This is a genomic window from Burkholderia pseudomultivorans, from assembly GCF_902499075.1.
GTDB classification, from domain to species: domain Bacteria; phylum Pseudomonadota; class Gammaproteobacteria; order Burkholderiales; family Burkholderiaceae; genus Burkholderia; species Burkholderia pseudomultivorans.
The window spans coordinates 14,947-33,060 of sequence record NZ_CABVPP010000044.1 but is presented as its reverse complement, the minus strand read 5'-3'; the positions used below and the strand labels follow the sequence as shown (position 1 = coordinate 33,060).

At 66.6% G+C, this 18,114-nt stretch carries 17 protein-coding genes; 6 read left to right on the top strand and 11 right to left on the bottom strand.

From position 1 onward, the window contains the following. Positions 1–16 precede the first annotated feature (16 nt). Complete coding sequence (locus BST28156_RS24310; RefSeq protein WP_174903533.1) at positions 17–823, top strand: sulfite exporter TauE/SafE family protein; 807 nt, start codon at positions 17–19, stop codon at positions 821–823. 65 nt (positions 824–888) lie between these two features. Here the strand turns inward: BST28156_RS24310 and BST28156_RS24305 are convergent, their stop codons facing one another. The 4 genes from BST28156_RS24305 to BST28156_RS24290 form a co-directional block, all read right to left on the bottom strand. Then, entirely contained in the window at positions 889–1,710 is an 822-nt protein-coding gene (locus BST28156_RS24305; protein ID WP_174903532.1) for an ABC transporter permease subunit, read from the bottom strand. Continuing rightward, on the bottom strand, positions 1,707–2,636 hold the full coding sequence (locus BST28156_RS24300; RefSeq protein ID WP_040127462.1) for an ABC transporter permease subunit: 930 nt from the start codon (positions 2,634–2,636) through the stop codon (positions 1,707–1,709). Before BST28156_RS24300 ends, BST28156_RS24305 begins: the two co-directional genes overlap by 4 nt. Next, positions 2,633–3,793 (bottom strand): ABC transporter ATP-binding protein, encoded by a 1,161-nt coding sequence (locus tag BST28156_RS24295; RefSeq protein WP_174903531.1) that lies wholly within the window; start codon positions 3,791–3,793, stop codon positions 2,633–2,635. The genes BST28156_RS24300 and BST28156_RS24295 overlap by 4 nt, the downstream gene beginning before the upstream one ends. Positions 3,794–3,881: 88 nt before the next feature. Next, entirely contained in the window at positions 3,882–4,976 is a 1,095-nt protein-coding gene (locus BST28156_RS24290; RefSeq protein WP_060243390.1) for a polyamine ABC transporter substrate-binding protein, read from the bottom strand. Positions 4,977–5,331: 355 nt separating this feature from the next. Here BST28156_RS24290 and BST28156_RS24285 point away from each other — a divergent pair, with 355 nt between their 5' ends. Next, on the top strand, positions 5,332–5,535 hold the full coding sequence (locus tag BST28156_RS24285) for a DUF1289 domain-containing protein (protein WP_009693079.1): 204 nt from the start codon (positions 5,332–5,334) through the stop codon (positions 5,533–5,535). 82 nt (positions 5,536–5,617) lie between these two features. Here BST28156_RS24285 and BST28156_RS24280 read toward each other — a convergent pair whose 3' ends face one another. From BST28156_RS24280 to BST28156_RS24270, 3 genes are all read right to left on the bottom strand, one after another. Continuing rightward, positions 5,618–6,259, bottom strand: coding sequence for an OmpW/AlkL family protein (locus tag BST28156_RS24280; RefSeq protein WP_009693078.1), 642 nt, complete (start codon positions 6,257–6,259; stop codon positions 5,618–5,620). Between the two features lie 64 nt (positions 6,260–6,323). Next, on the bottom strand, positions 6,324–7,514 hold the full coding sequence (locus tag BST28156_RS24275) for an NAD(P)H-dependent flavin oxidoreductase (RefSeq protein WP_174903530.1): 1,191 nt from the start codon (positions 7,512–7,514) through the stop codon (positions 6,324–6,326). A 124-nt stretch (positions 7,515–7,638) separates the two neighbouring features. Next, positions 7,639–9,075 (bottom strand): aldehyde dehydrogenase family protein, encoded by a 1,437-nt coding sequence (locus tag BST28156_RS24270; protein ID WP_174903529.1) that lies wholly within the window; start codon positions 9,073–9,075, stop codon positions 7,639–7,641. Between the two features lie 255 nt (positions 9,076–9,330). Between BST28156_RS24270 and BST28156_RS24265 the strand changes: the two genes are divergently transcribed. Continuing rightward, on the top strand, positions 9,331–9,696 hold the full coding sequence (locus BST28156_RS24265) for a hypothetical protein (protein ID WP_009693075.1): 366 nt from the start codon (positions 9,331–9,333) through the stop codon (positions 9,694–9,696). Positions 9,697–9,718: 22 nt separating this feature from the next. Here BST28156_RS24265 and BST28156_RS24260 read toward each other — a convergent pair whose 3' ends face one another. Further along, positions 9,719–10,183, bottom strand: coding sequence for an Lrp/AsnC family transcriptional regulator (locus BST28156_RS24260; RefSeq protein WP_040127467.1), 465 nt, complete (start codon positions 10,181–10,183; stop codon positions 9,719–9,721). 133 nt (positions 10,184–10,316) lie between these two features. Between BST28156_RS24260 and BST28156_RS24255 the strand changes: the two genes are divergently transcribed. Further along, positions 10,317–11,363: a zinc-dependent alcohol dehydrogenase family protein gene (locus BST28156_RS24255; protein ID WP_060243451.1), complete on the top strand. Its 1,047-nt coding sequence runs from the start codon at positions 10,317–10,319 to the stop codon at positions 11,361–11,363. A 99-nt stretch (positions 11,364–11,462) separates the two neighbouring features. Here the strand turns inward: BST28156_RS24255 and BST28156_RS24250 are convergent, their stop codons facing one another. From BST28156_RS24250 to BST28156_RS24240, 3 genes are all read right to left on the bottom strand, one after another. Continuing rightward, on the bottom strand, positions 11,463–11,939 hold the full coding sequence (locus BST28156_RS24250; RefSeq protein WP_174903528.1) for a YjjA family protein: 477 nt from the start codon (positions 11,937–11,939) through the stop codon (positions 11,463–11,465). Between the two features lie 443 nt (positions 11,940–12,382). Continuing rightward, entirely contained in the window at positions 12,383–13,975 is a 1,593-nt protein-coding gene (locus tag BST28156_RS24245; RefSeq protein ID WP_040127475.1) for an ABC-F family ATPase, read from the bottom strand. A 154-nt stretch (positions 13,976–14,129) separates the two neighbouring features. After that, positions 14,130–16,421, bottom strand: coding sequence for an AsmA family protein (locus tag BST28156_RS24240; RefSeq protein ID WP_174903527.1), 2,292 nt, complete (start codon positions 16,419–16,421; stop codon positions 14,130–14,132). A gap of 152 nt (positions 16,422–16,573) precedes the next feature. Here BST28156_RS24240 and BST28156_RS24235 point away from each other — a divergent pair, with 152 nt between their 5' ends. Continuing rightward, positions 16,574–17,275: an ABC transporter ATP-binding protein gene (locus tag BST28156_RS24235; protein WP_059518499.1), complete on the top strand. Its 702-nt coding sequence runs from the start codon at positions 16,574–16,576 to the stop codon at positions 17,273–17,275. Continuing rightward, on the top strand, positions 17,272–18,075 hold the full coding sequence (locus BST28156_RS24230) for an ABC transporter permease (protein ID WP_009690165.1): 804 nt from the start codon (positions 17,272–17,274) through the stop codon (positions 18,073–18,075). Before BST28156_RS24235 ends, BST28156_RS24230 begins: the two co-directional genes overlap by 4 nt. The last annotated feature ends 39 nt before the right edge of the window (positions 18,076–18,114 follow it).

Genomic DNA, 18,114 nt, shown 5'->3' with positions numbered 1-18,114 from the left:
TCGACCGGATCACGTCATGCTGATTTCCCTGGTACTCGGCGGCTTCGTCGGCGCCGTGCTCGGCCTCACCGGCGCGGGCGGCGGCATCCTCGCGGTGCCCGCGCTCGTCGTCGGCATGAGCTGGCCGATGCAGCAGGCGACGCCCGTCGCGCTCGTCGCGGTGGCGGGCAGCGCCGCACTCGGCGCGCTCGAAGGCTTCCGCCGCGGGCTGGTGCGCTACCGCGCGGCGCTGCTGATGGCGGTGGCCGGCGTGCCGCTCACGACGCTCGGCGTGCGGCTCGCGCACGTGCTGCCGCAGCATGTGCTGCTCGCGCTGTTCGCGCTGACGATGCTCGTCGTGGCCGCGCGCCTGCTGCGGCAGGCGCTGCGGCCCGCGCCCGGCGGCGTGGAGGCGTCGCCGCTGTGCGTCGGCCGCGTGAATCCCGATACGGGCCGGCTCGTGTGGTCCTGGCCGGTCGGTGTCGCGCTCGCGTCGACCGGCGCGATGACGGGCCTGATGACGGGCCTGCTCGGCGTCGGCGGCGGGTTCGTGATCGTGCCGATGCTGCGCAAGTTCACGAACGTGTCGATGCACGGGATCGTCGCGACGTCGCTGATGGTGATCGCGCTGGTCGGTACCGGCGGCGTGTTCGCGACGCTGGCATCCGGCACGCGCGCGCCGCTCGACGTCACGCTGTGGTTCACGGTCGCGACCGCGCTCGGCATGGCCGCGGGACGCGGCGCGTCGCGGCGCCTGGCCGCGCGGCACGTGCAGGCGGGGTTCGCGGCCGTGCTGGTGTGTGTCGCGCTCGGGTTGCTTGTGAAAGCAGTGTTCGGCGCGTAAAAGAAAACGCCCGGCCCGACTGATCGTCGGCACCGGGCGTTTGCACTTTCTCGACTGCGCGCGCGTCAGGTCGCGAACCCCGCCATCCGCTTGCGCTCCTGGCGCAGCATCACGAAGTTCGCGATCACGACGCCGGCCGTCACCGCGATGATGAACAGCGTCGCGAGCGCGTTCATCTCCGGGTTCAACCCGAGGCGCACGCGCGAGAACACGACCAGCGGCAGCGTCGTCGAGCCGGGGCCTGACAGGAACGCCGACAGCACCAGATCGTCGATCGACAGCGTGAACGACAGCAGCCAGCCGGCAATCAGCGCCTGCGAGATCAGCGGCAGCGTGATCGAGAAGAACACCTTCAGCGGCGTCGCGCCGAGATCGAGCGCCGCCTCTTCGAGCGACGGGTTCAGCTCGCGCACGCGCGACTGCACGATGATCGCGACGTACGAGATGCACAGCATCACGTGGCCGAGCCAGATCGTGAAGATCCCGCGCTCGGCCGGCCAGCCGATCCACTTCGCCAGCTCGATGAACAGCAGCAGCAGCGAGATCCCCTGGATCACCTCGGGAATCACCAGCGGCGCGTTGATCATCCCGCTGAACAGCGCGAAGCCGCGAAAGCGTCCCATCCGCGCGAGCACGAAGCCGGCCCAGGTGCCGATGATCACCGACGCGAATGCCGTCAGCACGCCGATCTTCAGCGACAGCCACGCGGCCGTCAGCAGCTCGTCGTCGTCGACGAGCGCCGCGTACCAGCGAAACGAGAACCCCGACCACACGGTGACGAGCTTCGACTCGTTGAACGAGTAGACGATCAGGCTGATGATCGGGATGTACAGGAACGCGAAACCGGCGAACAGCGCCGCGAACTGCAGGTAACGATTCGGCTTCATCGACGGCGGCCCTCCTGCTCCTTCGCCTGGAAGTGCTGGAACATCGCCATCGGCACGAGCAGCAGCAGCACCATCGCGCAGGTCACGGCCGACGCCATCGGCCAGTCTGCGTTGTTGAAGAACTCATTCCACATCACGCGACCGATCATCAGCGTGTTCGCGCCGCCGAGCAGCTCCGGAATCACGTACTCGCCGACCGCCGGAATGAACACCAGCAGGCAGCCCGCAATGATGCCGTTCTTCGACAGCGGCAGCGTGATCTGCACGAACGCCTTCCACGGCTTCGCGCCGAGGTCGTACGCGGCTTCGAGCAGGCGCAGGTCCATCTTCACCAGGTGCGCGTACAGCGGCATCACGAGGAACGGCAGGTACGAATACACCATCCCGATGTACACCGCGTAGTTCGTGCGGTACAGCTCGATCGGCGTATGGGTCAGCCCGATCCACATCAGGAAGTTGTTCAGCAGCCCGTTGTTCTTCAGGATCCCGATCCATGCGTACACGCGGATCAGGAACGAGGTCCAGAACGGCAGCATCACGCCCATCATCAGCAGGTTGCGGGTCGCGGGATTCGAGCGCGCGATGTAGTACGCCATCGGATAGCCGATCAGCAGGCACAGCAGCGTCGTGACCGCGGCCACCCACACCGAGTTCACGTAGGTCGCGAAATACAGGCTGTCCGTCAGCAGGAACGCGTAGTGCGACAGGTTCAGCGCGATGTGCACGACGCCGTCCGCGTACGACGCGAGTTCCGTATACGGCGGGATGCCGAGCTGCAGCTCCGCGAAGCTGATCTTGACGACCAGCACGAACGGCACGAGGAAGAACAGCACGAGCCAAGTGAACGGTCCGGCGACCACCGCCGTGCCGCCCGTCAGGTTGAAGCGCCGCACCGGCCACGCGAGCAGGGACTTGAGCGCGCTCATGAGGTCAGCACCACGCCTGCCGTCGCGCTCCAGCGCACGTAGATCTCGTCGCCGAGCGCCGGCGTGTCGAGCTCTGAAATCGCGAGGCTCGACACGTTCGCGACCACCGTCTTGCCCGCGTCGAGCTTCACGTGATACAGCGAGTAGCCGCCCATGTACGCGACGTTGGTGATCGTGCCGCGCGCCCAGTTGAACGCGCCTTCGGGCGGCTTGCGCGTGAGCGCGATCCGCTCGGGGCGCACCGACACCGTGACCGGCATCCCGAGCGGGCCCGAGATCCCGTGACTCACGTACAGCCGGCTCGGCAGCTCCGGCGACTCGATGTAGACATGATCGGGCTCGTCCTCGACGGTCACGCCGTCGAACAGGTTCGTCGAGCCGATGAACTCGGCCGAGAAGCGGCTGTTCGGATATTCGTAGACCTCGTTCGGCGCGCCGATCTGCACGATCTGCCCTTCGCTCATCACCGCGAGCCGGTTCGCCATCGTCATCGCCTCTTCCTGGTCGTGCGTGACCATGATGCAGGTGACGCCGACCTTGTTCAGGATGTTGACGAGCTCGATCTGCGTGCGCTGGCGGATCTGCTTGTCGAGCGCGGACATCGGCTCGTCGAGCAGCAGCAGCTTCGGGCGCTTGACCAGCGAGCGCGCGAGCGCGACGCGCTGCTGCTGGCCGCCCGACAACTGGTGCGGCTTGCGCTTCGCGTACTTGCCCATCTGCACGAGTTCGAGCGCCGCGGCGACACGCTCCTTGATCTCGGCCTTCGGCGTGCCTTCCTGCTTCAGGCCGAACGCGACGTTCGACTCGACCGTCATGTGCGGGAACAGCGCGTACGACTGGAACATCATGTTCACGGGCCGCTTGTACGGCGGCATCTGCGCGAGATCCTCGCCGTCGATCAGGATCTTGCCCGACGTGACCGTCTCGAGACCGGCGAGCATCCGCAGCAGCGTGGACTTGCCGCACCCCGAACTGCCGAGCAGCGCGAACAGTTCGCCCTGGCGCACGGTCAGGTTGACGCTGCGTACCGCTTCGGTCTCGCCGAATTTCTTGACGACGTCGATGATCTGGACAAAGCGCTCGGCGCGCGCGTCCGCGCTCGACGACGCAACGATGGACCGCGCGCCCGTGGCCGGCGGACTCGACTGGCTATTCATGATGTGCTGCTTCTCTCCTGCGTTTGAACGAACAAAGCCCCCGGGGACACCAGGGGCTTCATGACTGCCGGCTTCACTGCGGCTCGCGTCAGCGGCCCGACTTCAGCTCGGTCCACAGACGCGTCTGCAGACGCTGGATCTCGGGCGGCAGCGGCTTGAGCAGGAACAGGGTCTTCACGACGTCGGCCGGCGGGTAGACGGCCGGATCGTTCGCGACGTCGGGCCGCACGTACTTGCGTGCCTCGGCATTCGCGCTCGGGTAGTACACGGCGTTCGTGATCGCCGCATGCACCTTCGGATCCTCGATGTAGTTGATCCACTGCAGCGCGGCGTCCTTGTTCTTCGCGTCCTTCGGAATCGCCATCACGTCGAACCAGACGGGCGCACCACCCTTCGGAATGTAGTACTCGATCTTGTACGGCTTCTTCGCCTCGATCGCGCGATGCTTCGCGATCACGACGTCGCCCGACCAGCCGAACGCGAAGCAGATGTCGCCGCCGACCAGGTCGTTGATGTAGCCCGACGAGTTGAACTGCGTGATGTACGGACGGATCTTCTTCAGCACGTCCATCGCGGCCTTGTAGTCGGCCGGGTTCGTGCTCATCGGATCCTTGCCGATGTAGTGCAGCGCCGCCGCGAACATCTGGTCCGGCGCGTCGAGCACCGACACGCCGCAGGTCTTCAGCTTCGCGAGGTTTTCCGGCTTGAACAGGATGTCCCAGTTGTCGAGCGGCACCTTGCCGAGCGCCTGCTGCGCCTTGGTCAGGTTGTACGCGAGGCCGGTCGTGCCGTACGCCCAGGGCACCGAGTACTTGTTGCCCGGGTCCGCGCCGGCGACGAGCGCCATCAGCTGCGGATCGAGATACTTGAGGTTCGGCAGCTTCGACTTGTCGAGCGGCGTGAAGATGCCGGCGGCGATCTGCTTGCCCGCGTAGTTGCTGGTCGGCACGACGATGTCGTAGCCCGAGCTGCCCGTCAGCAGCTTCGCCTGCAGCGTGTCGTCGCTGTCGTAGTTGTCGTAGCGGACCTTGACGCCGGTTTGCTTCTCGAAGTTCGGGATCGTGTCCTTCGCAATGTAGTCCGACCAGTTGTAGACATTGAGCTGCGTATCCTTCGCCGCTGCCGCCGATGCGCCCACGCACAGCGCGAGCGCTGCGAACCGGCCGACTACCTTTGCTTTCATCCCGTTCTCCCTTCGGCCGGACGCGTTGTCCGGCTGCCGTCTGCCTCGTCATGGCGGCGCGTCTGGTCGCTCCGCCCCTCGAAAACCCCGAAAACTACCATCATTCGCGTTCCGTCACAAAAAAATCATGGCGGTGTCGCGCAAACGGAACAGATTCCCGCCGCCGGCCGGTACGGCCGCCCGTGCGGCGGGGCATTCCGGGGGAAATTCTATCGGGTAATCGACGGCTGTCCACCGGGAAAATCGTGCGCCGGCGAAACCGCCCGCGCGGGTCGGACAGGCGCCCGCTCCGGTCCCGCTCGCCGCGATGCATTAAAATGGCGCGCTGACGACTCTCTCTGCTTGAACCCTGCCGATGGCCTCCAATCTCCACGACCTGCCCGACAGCCCCTGCATCGGCGTGTGCTCGACCCTGTTCGACGAAGTCTGCAAGGGCTGCGGCCGCACGGCCGCCGAAGTGTCGAACTGGGTGTTCATGAGCGACGACGAAAAGCGCGCGGTGTGGGAACGCATCAAGCGCGAAGGCACCGCGATGCGCTTCCAGTACGACAATCTGTAAAAACCACTGCACAAAAAAAGAGCGGCATGCAGACTGCCATGCCGCCAACCCCAACTCTATTCGTTTGCTCTCGCGCGCGAATCTAGAACTTCATCCCGACGCCCACGCCGACGATCAGCGGATCGATGTGCAGCGTGCCGATGCCCTTGTCGCCGAGCGTCGCATCGGTGCTCATCCAGATCTTCTTGACGTCGAAGTTCATGAACACCTTCTTGGTCACCTGCACATCCACGCCGAACTGCAGCGCGGGGCCGAAGCTGCTCTTGTTGATCGACACGCCCTCGCCGCCGACGTTGAGCCCGTTGTTGTAGAAGTACGTGTAGTTCAGGCCCGCGCCGACATACGGCCGCACCTTGCCCGCGTGATTGAAGTGGTACTGCAGCAGCAGCGTCGGCGGCAGCACGCCCACGCCGCCGAGATTGCCGAGGCTCGACGTCAGCTGATGCCGCGACGTGCCGAGGATCAGCTCGACGCCGAGGTAGTCGCGGATCATGTACGTCAGATCGAGCTCGGGCACGATCGCATTGTTCACGCCGACATTGATCGCGCCCAGCGTATCGCTGCCGCGCTCGTTCGGCTGGATGCTGATCGCACGCAGCCGGACCAGGACGTCGCCCTGGTTGATCCCCTCCCCCGGCGACGCCGCGTGCGACAGCGACGGCATCGCGGCGAGGCTGGCCGCGACGGCCGCGGCGGTGACACAGTTTCGAATCGTTTTATGCATGGTACGGCCCCCCAAAGAATGGTTCCATTCTCGCTGTAGGGTCTTTTGGTGATCTTGATATCGGTCAAGCCAGCGTAAACGTGGGACGGTTTGCCGCAGGCTCCGGCGCACCGCCCGTCAGCAGCAGATCGAGCAGATCGCGCACGCTGCGGATCGCACGGCCGAACGGCAGCGCTTCGCGGCCGCGGAAGAACAGGCCGTTCGCGACGTCGCCGCGCAGCGCGGCCGCGAGCCGCGTGTCGATGCAGAAGTGGCCGAACTTCTCGATGCCGTCGCGCAGCCCGCACACGCTCAGGCATTCGAGCGCGGTCGGACAGCGCTGCTTCAGCGCGCCGAGCTTGTTGCGAATGCGCGTCTCGTTGCGCAGGTAGCGGTCGAGCCACGGCGTCTTCACCGCGCGCGCGGGCAGCCCCGTCACGCTGACGAACTCGACGATGTCGTCGGGCACCGCATCGGCCAGCACGCGCTTGAAATTCGGATGCGCATCGCCCTCCTCGGTCACCGCGAACGGCGTACCGACCTGCACGCCGTTTGCGCCGGCCGCGAGCGCCGCGCGCACCGCATCGTGACTGTTGATCCCGCCCGCCACGATCAGCGGGATCGCGTCGCGCGCGAGACCGAGCGATGCAAAGACCTGCGCGGTTTCGTCGAGCACGCGCGCGAAATCGAAGCGCTCGTCATGCATGTCGTCGAGCTGCGTGACGCCGAGATGGCCGCCCGCATGCGCGGGATGCTCGATCACGATCGCATCGGGCAGGCGCTCCTTCCTCATCCATTTCTTCAGCACCAGCGCAATGCCGCGACTGTCCGACAGGATCGGAATCAGCGCGATGTCATAGCCCTGCGTGAGATCGGGCAGGTCGAGCGGCAGGCCTGCGCCCATCACGATCGCGTCCGCGCCCTCGTCGCACGCGACGCGCACGTAGTCCGCGTGCGCGCTGACGGCCTTCATCACGTTCACCGCGATCATCCCGCGCCCTTCGGCGTACGTCTTCGCAAGACGGATCTCGCGCGCGAGCGCTTCGAGGTTCGCGGCTTCGAGCGTCGCACGGTCGGGTTGCGCGCGACAGCGCGCGAGCAGGTCCGTATGGTGATGGCGCAGGTCGATGCTCGCGATCGTGCCGACCGCGTTTTCGCGGGCGACGCTGCCGGCCAGGCGATGCGCGGAGATGCCGACGCCCATGCCGCCCTGCACGACGGGCAGCAAGGAGCGGCCGCGAATCGTGAGCGGCGGGAAGGAAGTGCGTACGGTCATCTGAAACCTCGTCGGAACATCGGAACCGCGATGATCGACGATTCACCGATGCGCACCTTGACGGCCGTCAACAAAAAAAACGGCACGCGAGCGTGCCGTTTCCGCATCGTGATGCCCGACGCCGTCAGGCCGGCTTCGCGGGCTTGAGCTGCATCGACTTGTACTCGAGGTACTCTTCGAGCCCGTATGCGCCGTTCTCGCGGCCGTAGCCCGACTGCTTGTAGCCGCCGAACGGCGCGGCCATGTTCCAGGCGCCGCCGTTGATGTCGACCTGGCCGGTGCGGATGCGGCGCGCGACCCGCATCGCACGCTCGTCGCTGCCGGCCCACACCGCGCCGCCGAGCCCGTACGGCGAGTCGTTGGCGATGTGCACGGCGTCGTCCTCGTCGCGGTACGTGATGATCGACAGCACGGGACCGAAGATCTCTTCCTGCGCGATCGTCGATTTCGGATCGACGCGGCCGAACACGGTCGGCTTCACGAAGAAACCCTTGTCGATGCCGTCCGGCAGGCCGGTGCCGCCCGTCACGAGTTCCGCGCCGTCGTCGATCCCGCGCTGGATGTACGACTGCACGCGCTGCTGCTGCACCGCCGACGCGAGCGCGCCGAGGCGCGTCGTCTCCTGGCGCGGATCGCCCGGCACGTAGGCTTCGGCCGCGGCCTTCGCGAGTTCGCGCGCTTCGTCGTAGCGCGCTTCCGGCACGAGCATCCGCGTGTGCGCGGAGCAGGTCTGGCCTGCGTTCAGATAGCACGCGTTGACCGTGCCCTTCACCGCCGCCGCGAAATCCGCATCGTCGAGAATCACCGACGCCGACTTGCCGCCCAGTTCGAGCGCGACACGCTTGACGCCGGCGGCCGCCAGTTCGGCCACGCGCTTGCCCGCGCGCGTCGAGCCGGTAAACGACACCATGTCGACGTCGGGATCGCTGGCGAGCACCTCGCCGACGACCGGGCCATAGCCGCACACCAGGTTGAACACGCCGGCCGGCAGCCCCGCTTCGTGAATCGCTTCGGCAAGCATGAACGCGTTCAGCGGCGCGATCTCGGTCGGCTTCAGCACGACCGTACAGCCTGCCGCGAGCGCCGGTGCGACTTTCAGCGTGATCTGGTTGAGCGGATAGTTCCACGGCGTGATCGCCGCGACGACGCCGACCGGCTCGCGCACGACCAGCGAATTGCCGACCTGCGCCTCGAATTCGAACGACTCGGCGAGCTTTGCGTACGCATTCCAGTTGTAGATCGGGCCGCCGACCTGGATCGCGCGCGACAGCTTGATCGGCATCCCGACCTCGCCGGTGATCGACTGCGCGAGTTCCTCGCTGCGCGCCTGCAGATGCTCGGCGATCCTGCGCAGATAGCCTGCGCGGGTCGCGGCCGGCGTCGCGGCCCATGCGTCGAAGGCAGCCCGCGCAGCACGGATCGCCGCCTGCGCGTCGGACGGCTGGCCTTCCGGAATCCGGCCGATCACGGCCTCGGTGCCCGAGTCGATCACGTCGATCGTGCCGGTGCCGGCCGGTTTGCGCCATGCGCCGTCGATATAGAACTGGTCGTAGATTTTCATCGTCGTTCCTGTCTCCCGGAAAACGAACATTCTAGCGAGTGCGGTGCGGCGACGCGATGTCGACGGGCCGTTGCATACGGCGGAACGCTTGCCGGGCGCGGGCGGCGCGCGATGCCCGGACGATTCCGGCGCGCCGGCGCGACATCCGCACCATTCCGGGTGCGCCGCATGGCCCGCATCGTGCTATGTTTTTACTATCGATGCCGGCTTCCGCGGCTGCGCCGCCCGGCATCGACGCCTTTCGTGAGCGCTGCCATGACCGACGCACCCCATACCCTCGGCTCGCACGACCGCCTGGAGCTGCTTTGCTGGCTCACCTGCGGCAATCTCGGCGCGTTTTACCTCAACGAATCCTGGCCCGACGCGACGTTCCAGGTGCAGGCCGCGCACCGCTGGCTCGATCGTCATCAACGGCAGGCCGACTGGCTCGCGATCGCGAAGCTGGCCGCGCTCGCGCAGGACATCGCGAAACGCCATGCGAGCTTCGTCGATGCGACATGGGCGCGCGACGCGGTCGAGGAAATCGTCGACACCGACGATCTCGACTACCGCGCGAAACTGGTGCAGTGGGTGTACGACGACTGCTGCAAGGCGCTCGCGGACAAACGGCTGGCCGACTGAGCGCATGCGCCGGTGCGCGGCGTCACGCGATCGGCAGCCGCTGCGTCGACTTCAGCTGCCGCAGCGACAGATTCGAGCGAATGCTCAGCACGCCCGGCAATTTGCGCAGCACCCGCTCGACGAAGTGGCTGTAGTCGTCGAGATCGGCCGCCACCACCTGCAGCAGGAAATCCGCCTCGCCTGTCGTGTTGTCGCAGGCGAGCACGTTCGGGCTCGCCTGGATCAGGCGTTCGAACTCGGCCGTCACCGCCTCGCTGTGCTGCGTGCAGACGATCTGCACGAACGCCATCACGCCGAGCCCGAGCTTTCTGCGATCGAGCCGCGCATGATAGCCCTCGATCAGCCCCGCTTCCTCCAGGCGCCGCAGCCGGCGCCAGCACGACGTCTCGCTCAGCGAGAACGCTTCGGCAAGCCGCGCATTCGACACGCGCCCGTCCTGCTGGAGCATGTCGAGCATGCCGCGATCGATCCTGTCCAGTTGTTCCATGAAAGCTCCTTGCAGCCATCGCGCGATGCTCGCAAGGCTATCTCAAAAGGATCCGGTTCTCAATCGAAAAACGAAAGATAAATCCGCGCCGGCCCGGCTATATTGAAAGCATCGTTCGATACAGGAGGAGATGGTGAAAGCAGTCGTTTATGAAGCGTTCGGCGCGGCACCGCGGCTGATGAACGTCGACGATCCGACGCCGGCGCCCGACGGCGTCGTGATCGAAGTGAAGGCGACCGGCGTATGCCGCAGCGACTGGCACGGCTGGATGGGGCACGATCCGGACATCGTGCTGCCGCACGTGCCGGGGCATGAACTCGCCGGCGTCGTCGTCGCGGCGGGCGCGGCGGTCACGCGCTGGAAGGCCGGCGACCGCGTCACGGTGCCGTTCGTCGCCGGCTGCGGCCACTGCGCGGAATGCCATTCGGGCAACCAGCAAGTGTGCGAGCGGCAGTTCCAGCCGGGTTTCACGCACTGGGGCTCGTTCGCCCAGTACGTCGGCATCCACCACGCGGACCTGAACCTCGTGCGGCTGCCCGATGCGCTCGATTTCGCGACCGCGGCGAGCCTCGGCTGCCGCTTCGTGACGTCGTTCCGCGCGGTGGTCGACCAGGGCCGCACCTCGGCCGGCCAGTGGGTCGCGGTGCACGGCTGCGGCGGCGTGGGCCTGTCGGCGATCATGATCGCGAATGCAGTCGGCGCGAACGTCGTCGCGATCGACATTTCGGACCAGGCGCTCGCGCTCGCACGATCGCTGGGCGCGGCGGCGACCGTCAATGCATCGCAGGTCGCCGACGTGGTCGACGCGGTGAAGGACATCACGCGCGGCGGCGCACATGTGTCGCTCGATGCGCTCGGCCATCCGACCACCTGCTTCAACTCGATCGGCAATCTGCGCCGGCGCGGCAAACACGTGCAGGTCGGGCTCATGCTCGGCGAGCACGCGACGCCGGCCGTGCCGATGAGCAAGGTGATCGCATACGAACTGGAGATCCTCGGCAGCCACGGAATGCAGGCGCACCGATACGACGCGATGCTCGAGATGGTGCATGCCGGCAAGCTCGCACCGAGCCGGTTGATCGGCAAGGAAATCAGCCTCGGCCAGTCGATCGACGCGCTGATGAACATGAACCGGTTCGAAGGCGCCGGCGTGACGGTCGTGACGGATTTTTCGGGCTGAAGGCGGCTGCTCGGCGCGCGATGGCGTCGTTCGGCATCGCGCTGCCCTCTGCGTACGCGCGCGACGACTCGACGCGCGCGTACGGTACGCGCGTGCGACTTACAGCAGCGATTTCGCCTGCGACAACACCTTGTCGCAGATCTGCTTCGTGACCTGCTGCTTCAGGCCGCCGCCGCTCAGATCGAGCTTGTTGCCGTTGCCGGCATCCAGGATCCCGCTGGCGCCGCTGCTGTAGCCGCTGTCGGACGACGCATTGCCGCCGAGCTTGCCGAGCAGCGCGTCCTTCACCGACGACGCGCTGCCGGATGCGCTGCCGAGATAGTTGTTCTGGATGCAGAACTGCAGCACGCCCGCGACATTGCCGGTACTACCCGGCATCAGCGACGAGCCGCCACCGCCCAGCGCACCGCCGAGGCCGCCGAGATTGCCGAGCGCGCCGCCGGCGCTGCCGCCCGAATCGCCACCGCCGCCAACCTGCTTCAGTACGTCGCCGAGCTGCGCGTGGGCCACGGAAAACGGTGCGAGCAATCCGATCAGCGCGCCGGCAACGGTCGCGCGGTATAGACGTGCATTCATGTAAAGCCTCCCGGGTTGTGACTGCGTGAGTGCGGTCAAGCGCATTCAAGGATACGCAATCGATCCGGGCATGACAGCCCCTGTACGCGATTTGAAATGTCAGACATCGTGATTCCGCGGGAATTTGACAATGGTTGACGCGGGACGGGGGCGGCATCCGGTGCGTGCATTGTCCTCGCCGCATACGCCGGCCGCCGGACTCGGCCGATGTCCGTTGCGGATCGAGTCGGTCGAATGACGATGTGCGACCCGAAGCACTTCCAGCAGCTACGCGCGGGTGTCTGGCCACCAAAGCAAGAAGGCCCACACCGGCAATCTGCCGATGTGGGCCAATCGTGTTTGCGGCGGTCTCGCCTTACGCGTTCCGTTCAGATGCCCCTAGCGGGCCATGCCGCGGGACAGTCCAGAACACTGAAAGATGGTCCTGGCACAAACTCAGCAAATCAATCCTGCCCCTGACTCGCCAGGAAATCCTCATAATTCCCGCCGAAGTCGTTCAGCGTGCCGTCCGTCTTCACTTCGATGATCCGGTTCGCCAGCCCGCTCACGAACTCGCGGTCGTGGGACACGAAGATCAGCGTGCCTTCGAACTTCTCGAGCGCGATCTGCAGCGACTCGATCGACTCCATGTCCATGTGGTTGGTCGGCTCGTCCATCAGCAGCACGTTGTGGCGGCCGAGCATCAGCTTGCCCCAGATCATGCGGCCCTTCTCGCCGCCCGACAGCACCTTCACCGACTTGCGGATGTCGTCCGCCGAGAACAGCAGGCGGCCGAGCGTGCCGCGCACCATCGTCTCGTCGTCGCCGTCCTGACGGTACTGGTCGATCCAGTCCATCAGCGTGATGTCGTTCGGGAATTCCTCGTAGGTGTCCTGCGGCATGTAGCCGACGTTCGCGTTCTCCGACCACTTCACCGTCCCGTGATCGAGCGCGAGATTGCCGAGCAGCGCGCGCAGCAGCGTCGTCTTGCCCGCGCCGTTCTCGCCGATGATCGCGATGCGCTCGCCCGGCTGCACCGACAGGTTGAAGTTCTGGAAGATCGTGCGGTCGTACTTCTTCGTGATGTCTTCCGCGACCACCGCGATGTTGTGCAGCTTCTTCTCGAACTCGAAGCGGATGAACGGGTTCTGGCGCGACGACGGCTTGAATTCCTCGATCTTGATCTTGTCGATCTGCTTCGCGCGGCTCGTCGCCTGGCGTGCCTTCGACTTGTTCGCCGAGAAGCGGCGCACGAAGTCCTGCAGTTCGGCCACGCGTTCCTTCGCACGCGCGTTCGCGGCGGCCTGCCGCTCGCGCGCCTGTGCCGACGCCAGCATGTAGTCGTCGTAGTTGCCCGGCCAGACCTTCAGCGTGCCGTAGTCCATGTCGGCCATGTGCGTGCACACCGAGTTCAGGAAGTGACGATCGTGCGAGATGATGATCATCGTCGAGTTGTACTCGTTGAGCGTGTGCTCGAGCCAACGGATCGAGTTGATGTCGAGGTTGTTGGTCGGTTCGTCGAGCAGCAGCACGTCCGGCTTCGAGAACAGCGCCTGCGCGAGCAGCACGCGCAGCTTCCAGCCCGGCGCGACGTCGCGCATCGGGCCGTTGTGGAACTTCTCCTCGATGCCGATGCCGAGCAGCAGCGCGCCCGCGCGCGCCTCGGCGTCGTAGCCGCCGTATTCGGCGAACTTGCCTTCGAGCTCGGCCGCGTGCATGTAGTCGTCGTCGGTGGCTTCCGGGTTCGCGTAGATCGCGTCACGCTCGGTCATCGCAGCCCACATCTCGGTGTGGCCCATCATCACGACGTCGAGCACGCGCACGTCTTCGTACGCGAACTGGTCCTGGCGCAGCTTGCCGAGGCGCACGTTCGGCTCCAGCGCGACGTTGCCGGCGCTCGGCTCGAGGTCGCCGCCGAGGATCTTCATGAACGTCGACTTGCCGCAGCCGTTCGCGCCGATCAGACCGTAGCGGTTGCCCTCGCCGAATTTGACCGAGATATTCTCGAACAAGGGCTTCGGCCCGAATTGCATCGTGATGTTGGCAGTAGAAAGCACGGCAGGTCCCGTTAAGAGAGAAATCGACGGAAAACCGCGTATTTTAGCAGGTGTCGGAGAAACTGCCGACCGCACCGTTCCGGCCCCGCCAATTTACCGGCCGAGCGCGGCGCCCAGCCGCGCCCGCGCGCACCGTCCGCCGCCCCGCCCGTCGTCACTTGCCGGCTTTCGCCGCCGCCTTCTGCGCCGCCTTGGCGTTCATCTGCCCGAACAGCGCCGAACACGGCACGTCCTTGTTGTTGCTCGGCGCGATCAGCGGAATCAGCGCCGCGAACGGGTTGATCAGCCCGAGCCCGACCATCGCGCCCGCGCGCAGCGCCAGCGCGCCCGCATCGACGCCGACGTCCGGATTCTTGAACGTGCCCTTCGCATACAGCGGCGAGCGCAGCGAGAAGATCCGGAAGCCCTTCGTATGCGGATGAATCTTCAGGTTCAGCGTTTCGTCGCGCAGGCTGATCGGACCGTCGACGTTGATCAGCGCATCATCGGTGTCGAGCGCGAACACCTTCGGATCGAGGATGCCGTTGGTCGCGACGAAGTCGATCGCCGCGCAATTGATCTTCACGTCGTTGTTGCCGAACAGCTTTTCGTAGACGACGTTCGCGACGTTCAGCCCCGCGGCCTCCATCAGCAGGCGGCTGATGCGGCCGTCGGTCACGAGCGCCTTCACTTCGCCGTTCGACGTCGCGGCAAGCGCGGCGGGCGAGTTGCCGGTCGCCGACAGCGACGCGTCGCCGTTGATCTCGCCGAGCGCGGACTGCATGACCTTCTGCGTCGGGAACAGCTGCTTGAGCTTCAGGTGCCGCGCAGCCACCGTGAAGCGGCCCTTCAGCGGCGCGCCGCTGCCGTCGAGATGCGCGGTCGTCGCGAGCGTGCCGCCCGCGACGCCGAACTGCAGCGGTTCGAGCGACAGCACGCCGTCCTGCATCACGATGTGCGTGTACAGGTTGGTGACCGGCAGGTTCGCGCTCTTGATCAGCTTGCGGCCCGTGAACTTCACGTCCGCGTCGAGCGCGCGCCAGCGATCGGTGCGGAACGTCTCGACCGGCAGCACACGGCCCGGCGGCTGATGCGTCGTGTCGCCGCGCTTGGCCTTGCTGGCAGCGGTGTCCGCGCCGATCACCGGCGCGAGGTCGGAGAACTGCAGCAGGTTCGATACGAGTTCGCCGGACAGCTTCGGCCGCGGCTGAAGTTGCGCGTAGGTGAGCGTGCCGCCGAGATCGCTGCCGCCGACGCGCCCGTTGAAGTTCTCGTAGCGGAACGTGCTCGCATGCGGCTTGAAGTTGCCGATCAGACGCCCTTCGGTTGCGTAAGGCGGCGTGTCGGGCAGCGTAATGCCGGTGAGCGCATAGAGATGCGACATCGACGTGCCCTGCAGCCACAGCCGCAGGTCGAGCGCCGCGAGATGCATCGGATCGGTCAGCGTGCCGACGATCGCGAGCCGCGTATCGCCCGCCTTCACGTCGGCCTGCAGCGGGAACGGCTGTGTCGCGTTCTGAACCGCGAGCACGCCGCCGATCTTGCCGGTGCCGTTGATCGGCACGTTCTTGTAGCGGCCGTCGACCTTCAGCCCGAACGCGTACGTGGGACCGGCCGGCTTTGCGGCAGGCACGGCAGCGCCGCTTGCACCGGATGCTGCGGCAACTTTCGATGCGGGCGCCCCCTTCGACGCGGACGAAGCCGAAGCCGCCGAAGCTGCCGCACCCGCAACCACCGACGACGCGCCGCTCGCCGCCTGCGCCGCCGACGCGCTCGACGCGGCCTCGGCATTCGCCTTCGCGCTCAACTGCGCGGCGCCGCGCTTGCCGACGCGCTGCGCGGACGCCGCGCGCGACGTCTGCTCCTGCTCCTTGAGCACGTCGCCGAGCGGAATGGGCTGGCCGAGCGTATCGATCGCGACCGTCAGGTCGGCCTTCGTGATCGCATCGCGATACGCGACGGTGCCTTTCGCGAAGCCGAAGCTGTCGAGCCGCACCTTCCACGTCGATGGCTGCGACGATTGCTTGAACTGGAACGTCCACGTGTTGCGGCCGTCGGCGAGCCGCTCGAGGTCGATCGCGGGATTGACGACGTCGATGGACGGAATGACGATCTCGTGCGCGAGCAGCGGCAGGATTGCGAGATCGAAGTGCGCGGCATCGAGCGTCGCGAACTTCGGCGACTTCGCCCAGTCGGGGTTGCCGATCTCGATCTGCGTCGCGGAGAAGCTCGGCCAGGGCACCCACGCGCGCCAGCCGGTCTCGCCGTCGGGCCGGCGCCAGCCGACCTTGATGTCGCCGTTGATCGCGAACGGGCGGCCGAGCGCGGCGCTCACCTGTTCGTTGACCCACGGCTTCGCGCGGTTCCAGTCGAACGTGAAAAGAAAGACGCCGGCCGCCGCGATCAAGACCGCGACGATGCCGACGATCCATGCAGCCGATTTGCCGATGGCCCGGGTAAGCGTCATGGCGGTTCCGTTGTTGTTCTGCAAGTAGCCGCGCGATGCCGGGCCGCTACGTGGACAGACGGCGCACGACACCCGCGCGAGCTTTTCAATAGGTATTATGACGCACGCGCCGACACTGCTCCGGCACATTAACGCTTTTTTTCATTTGTGACATGACCGTCCCCACCGGCCTCATCGACGCGCAGCACATCACGCGGCGCGACGCGACCAGCGGCAAGACCCTGCTCGCGCCGACCGATTTCAGCCTCGCGGCGGGATCGAGAATCGCCGTCACGGGGCCGTCGGGGTCCGGCAAGAGCGTGCTGCTGCGCGCGCTCGCGCTGCTCGACCCGCTTGACGGCGGCCACATCCTGTGGCGCGGCGCGCGCATCCGGCGCAGCGCGATCCCGCGCTACCGGCGCAGCGTCGCCTATGTCCGCCAGCGACCCGCGCAGATGGACGGCAGCGTCGAAACGCAGTTGCGCTACCCGTATTCGCTCGCGATCTATCGCGACGTCGCGTTCGATCGTGCGCGCGCCGAAGCGCTCGCCGCACGCGCGGGCCGCGGCGCCGATTTCCTCGACAAGCGCGCGAGCGAACTGTCGGGCGGCGAAGCGCAGATCGCCGCGCTGCTGCGCGTGCTGCAGCTCGATCCCGACGTGCTGCTGCTCGACGAGCCGACCTCCGCGCTCGACCCCGACTCGACGCGCGCGATCGAGGCACTGGTCGGCGCATGGTTCGACGCGGCGCCCGATGCGCGCGCCTACATGTGGATCTCGCACGACCCGGCCCAGGCGGCGCGAATCGGCACCACGCGGATGATCATGCAGGCCGGCGTGCTGCACTCAGCCCATCCGACGGAGGCCGCCCGATGAGCCCCGCGCTGCAGGACCTGAGCCTCGTCGACGTCGGCATCGCCGCGGCGCTGGTCGCGATCAACGGCGCGATTTCGGCGGCGCTGTCGCTCGGGCTCGGCCGCAAGCTCGGCCTCGCCGCCGTGCGCACCGTGGTCCAGCTGCTCGCGATCGGCTACGTGCTCGGCTGGGTATTCGGCCATCCTCACTGGTATGTGGTGCTCCCGCTCACCGCGCTGATGACGCTGATCGCCGGCTTCGCCGGCGCGGGACGCGGCAAGCACACGTATCGCGGCCAGCGCGTCGACAGCATCGCGTCGATCTGGTGCAGCAGCTGGTTCGTCGCGGCAATCGGCCTGTTCGTCGTGATCCGCATCCATCCGTGGTACGCACCGCAATATGCGATCCCGATCCTCGGGATGATCCTCGGCAATACGCTGACGGGCGTGTCGCTCGGCGTCGAGCGGATGATGGAGGAACTCACCGCGCGCCGCGATCGTGTCGAAACCGCGCTCGCGCTCGGTGCGACGCGCTGGGAAGCCGCGCAGGATGCCGCGCGCCAGGCCGTGCGCGCAGGGATGCTGCCGACGTTGAACCAGATGGCGGTGGTCGGCGTCGTCAGCCTGCCGGGGATGATGACCGGCCAGGTGCTGGCCGGCCAGTCGCCGCTGCAGGCGGTGCGCTACCAGATCGTGATCATGTTCCTGATCGCCGCGGCGTCGGCGCTCGGCACGGTCGGCGCGGTGCTGATGACCTATCGCCGGCTGTTCTCGGCCGACCACCGCTTTCTCGCGTCGCGGCTCGAAGAGCGCGCGACCTGACGGGCGGCACGCACGTTGTGCGCGCAACCGGCGTCACGC